At 31.4% G+C, this 4,052-nt stretch carries 3 protein-coding genes and 1 pseudogene; 1 reads left to right on the forward strand and 3 read right to left on the reverse strand.

Going from position 1 to position 4,052, the window contains the following annotated elements; translation table 11 throughout:
• On the reverse strand, positions 1-1,767 hold a 1,767-nt coding region (ligA, locus tag ACTG3S_RS11855), incomplete at its 3' end, for an NAD-dependent DNA ligase LigA (protein ID WP_439129561.1).
• Between the two features lie 75 nt (positions 1,768-1,842).
• Between ligA and ACTG3S_RS11860 the strand changes: the two genes are divergently transcribed.
• Positions 1,843-2,505: a hypothetical protein gene (locus ACTG3S_RS11860; protein WP_439129562.1), complete on the forward strand. Its 663-nt coding sequence runs from the start codon at positions 1,843-1,845 to the stop codon at positions 2,503-2,505.
• Between the two features lie 56 nt (positions 2,506-2,561).
• Here ACTG3S_RS11860 and ACTG3S_RS11865 read toward each other — a convergent pair whose 3' ends face one another.
• Positions 2,562-3,131: a hypothetical protein gene (locus ACTG3S_RS11865; RefSeq protein WP_439129563.1), complete on the reverse strand. Its 570-nt coding sequence runs from the start codon at positions 3,129-3,131 to the stop codon at positions 2,562-2,564.
• Between the two features lie 323 nt (positions 3,132-3,454).
• Positions 3,455-4,052, reverse strand: a pseudogene (locus tag ACTG3S_RS11870) (glyceraldehyde-3-phosphate dehydrogenase); the annotation flags it as partial.

Consider the following 4,052-nt stretch of genomic DNA (forward strand, 5'->3'; position numbering starts at 1 on the left):
GGTTTGATTTTGCAAACTCTCTTCTGAAACTTGTAGCTGCAAACCATAAGATTTTAATCTGTTTATGAGTTGTATATTACTTAGGTTTGATGAAAAATCTACAATACTTTGTGCTATTCTTTCGCCAATTTCATCTACACTTATTAACTCATCAAAAGTTGCTGCCATTAAATTGTTTATAGACTTAAAGTGTTTTGCTAATTTTTTAGCCACAGTTTCTCCTACAAAACGAATACCAAGGGCAAATAGTACTTTTTCGAAAGGAATCTCTTTTGATTTTTCGATTCCAGAAATCATATTTTGTGCCGATTTTTCTGCCATACGTTCTAAAGGAATTACTTGCGCTACTTTTAAATCATATAAATCTGCATAGTTTTCTATAAGACCTTCTTTTCTTAATAAATCTACAGTTTCACCACCTAAACCATCAATATCCATCGCTTTTCTGCTGATAAAATGTTGTATTTTACCTGTAATTTGTGGTGCGCAACCAAATTGATTTGGGCAATAATGTTTTGCATCTCCTTCTGTTCTAACCAAAGGCGTATTACATTCTGGACAATTTGTAGCATAAATTGTAGGTACAGAATCTATTGGTCTTTTAGAAAAATCTACCGCTATAATTTTTGGAATAATTTCGCCTCCTTTTTCTACAAAAACAGTATCTTTTTCCCTAATATCTAATTTTGCTATTTGGTCTGCATTGTGCAGAGATGCACGTTTAACTGTGGTACCTGCTAATTGCACAGGTTCTAAATTTGCTACTGGTGTTATTGCACCAGTTCTACCCACTTGATAGGTTATTTCATTTAAAACTGTAGCAACCTGTTCTGCTTTAAACTTATAGGCAATTGCCCATCTTGGGGCTTTTGAGGTATAACCCAACTCTTCTTGTTGCTGTAAATTATTTACTTTTATAACGACACCATCTGTTTCGTATGGTAAATTATGTCTTTCAGCATCCCAATGATTTACAAACTCAAAAACTTGATCTATACTTTTTGCTAAAGTGATGGTTTTTGGGACTTTGAAACCTACGTTTCTCGCATTTTCTAGAATTTGAAAATGTGTCTTATATTTACGTTCTTCTGTAACTACTTGATACAATAAACAATCTAAAGGTCTTTTTGCTACCTCTGCGCTGTCTTGAAGTTTTAAACTTCCACTAGCTGTGTTTCTTGGGTTTCTATATGCTTCCTCATCATTTGCCAAACGTTCTTCATTCATTTTATGAAAACCTTCTAAAGGCAGAATAATTTCGCCTCGCATTTCGAAATTTGAAACAAATTCTTTTTGTATTACTAAAGGGATTGAACGTATGGTTTTTACATTTTCTGTTACATTATCTCCTTGAAAACCATCTCCACGAGTTACCGCTTTTACAAATTGTCCGTTTTCGAAAGTTAGGTTTATGGATGCTCCATCGTATTTTAATTCGCACGTATATTCGATATCTGTTCTTCCAAGATTTTTTTGAATTCGTTTTTCCCAGTCTAACAAATCTTCTTTAGAATAAGAGTTATCTAGAGAATACATTCTATTTTTATGGGTAACTGTTTCAAAATTTTTAGTGATGGCACCTCCTACTCTTTGAGTTGGAGAATTTGCATCGAAAAACTCAGGGTTTACCTTCTCTAGTTTTTCAAGTTCTTTTAATTTGTTATCAAAATCAAAGTCAGAAATTGTGGCATTGTCTAAAACATAATAATTGTAATTATGTGTATTTAACTCCTCTCTAAGTGCAATTATCTGTTCTTGAATCGTCATAATTTCTAAGAAAAAACTTGTTTTTGGTGTTTAAATTTTGTATTCTAAAGTATCATTCAAAAATGAAATAAATAAATGAAATACGCTATAAAAATACATAAAATTTCTACAGTTGACGAACTAGAAAATTCATGGAATATTGAAGATTATAAAGAGCTTTTGAATCGTTTTGAATTACCAGGAACTAAAACTACTGATATCGAAGAATTAAGAGAATTGCTTTTTATGGCTATTGCAGATAAAGAGCCTAGTGAAGCTGCTAGAATTTTGTTGGATTATAAACTGTCTGACGAATTAAATGAAGGGCAAATAGATTCTCTTTCATATGAGATGCTTGTGGATAAAATTTCTGAAGAATACCCAAGAATTGAATTACATCAAACACTTTTTACAATAAACCAACTCTTATATAAAGCTTTTAATGGAAAATTTCCGAACACAAAAGCTAGTATCATTGATTTTGAAATTATACCAAACGCAAATGCCGATAAAAATATAACCAAAGAAATAGCTTTAAAATGTTTTGCAAAAAATTTAGATAGTCATAATGTAATTATTCGTCTGTTTCATCATCAATTAGAAGCAGATGAAGCTTTTGAAGAGGCCAATGATATAATTTGGGAACTACAAAAAAAAGATACTGGATATAGGTTAATAACTTCGGAATATTTTATGAGTAAAGATGATTTTTTAAGTCCAGAATTTGAGGCTAACATTTCATTTTTTGAGGAAGAATAAGTTTTGTTATTTCTAAAAAGACTTTAAATACCTTTTTTTTTAATGAAAGGTATTTTTTACTCTCTTACTGTACCAGAAAAATGATTTACTTTTGGGTTTATAGGGTTGCCAGAAGAACGCCTAAAACTTGCAACTTGCCCTGTATGCCAAATAGCATCTGCAATAGGCCCATTTATTACATTAAAAAATGGGATGCTTATTTTACCGTCATTTTTTACTGAAAATTTTCCTAAATTTTTACTGGTTTTTATTTTTTTGCTTACTGCCTCAATATTTAATAAAGTTTGTTTTCTCATTTCTGAAAACGTCATTTTAGATTTTTCTATTTCTTGAGTAACTTCTGTTTTTGTTAAGCGCAACATCATATTAGACAAATCGTATAAGTGATTTATGGTAGCTTGACAGTTTCTACCTTCTCCTTTAGGTTGATAAGCTAAATCCTCTGGTCTTAATCCTTTTGTGGCCCAATAGTACCTAAAACCCAAACCATCTATCATTCTTGCTACTGTATTTTGTGCTGTATACTTTTGATCCATCTTTGGGATTTCGTAATATGGAAGTTTTTCTTGTGCGTTTACTAACACAGATAACAGTAAGATGCTTATTAGGAATAATCTAAATTTCATTGCTTTTATTTTTATGGCTAAATTAAGGAGAATATTCTTTTTACCATATTAGGAAGTTTAAAAATATAGATTTGGTAAAAAAAACAGAAAGTTAGCAAACAAGTTTAGCCACGATTGAAATGGCATCCTTTTTATGCTAAACTTGATTAGACTCTTGTAAAAGACAAAAGTTAGGTATAAAAAAACGAGCTTTTTTAATATATTAAGCATAAAAAGATATAATGGAAAGCGTGAAATAGCTTCTAAAAATAAAACCCGAAACAGAAATCTGAAACGGGTTTCTACATTCAAAATTACTTGAATGAATTTGCACTAAGAGTATTTTAATAATACGTGTATCTTCTAACTTTTGCAATGTGTTTTGCTAAACGAATCACTTGGTGTGAGTATCCATATTCATTATCATACCAAACGTAAAGTACCACAGTTTCTTGGTCTGTTAATGTTGCTTTGCTATCAAAAATTGATGGAGCTGTGGTACCTATAATGTCTGATGATACCAACTCATTGTCTAACGAGTATTTTATTTGCTCTACCAAATCGCCTTCTAAGGCATGTTGTTTTATAATTGCATTTATGCTTTCTCTGGTTACTTTGCTTCTCAATTGTAAATTTAATATTGCCAAAGACCCATTTGGCACAGGTACTCTAATTGCATTCGAAGTTAATCTACCTTCTAAAGCAGGTATTGCTTTGGCAACTGCTTTACCCGCACCTGTTTCCGTAATTACCATGTTTAAAGCTGCTGCTCTACCACGTCTGTATTTGTCATGCATATTGTCTACCAAATTTTGGTCGTTTGTGTATGCATGTATGGTTTCTAAATGTCCTTTATTAATTCCGTAATTATCTTCTATCACTTTTAATATAGGTGATATAGCATTGGTTGTACATGATGCTGCAGAAAAAATAGCTACGTTA

The organism is Polaribacter sp., assembly GCF_965656025.1.
GTDB lineage: Bacteria > Bacteroidota > Bacteroidia > Flavobacteriales > Flavobacteriaceae > Polaribacter.

Coding starts and splice junctions, on each gene's coding strand:
- ACTG3S_RS11865 (WP_439129563.1), bottom strand. CDS start 3,131: ATGAAATTTAGATTATTCCTAATAAGCATCTTACTGTTATCTGTGTTA.
- ACTG3S_RS11860 (WP_439129562.1), top strand. CDS start 1,843: ATGAAATACGCTATAAAAATACATAAAATTTCTACAGTTGACGAACTA.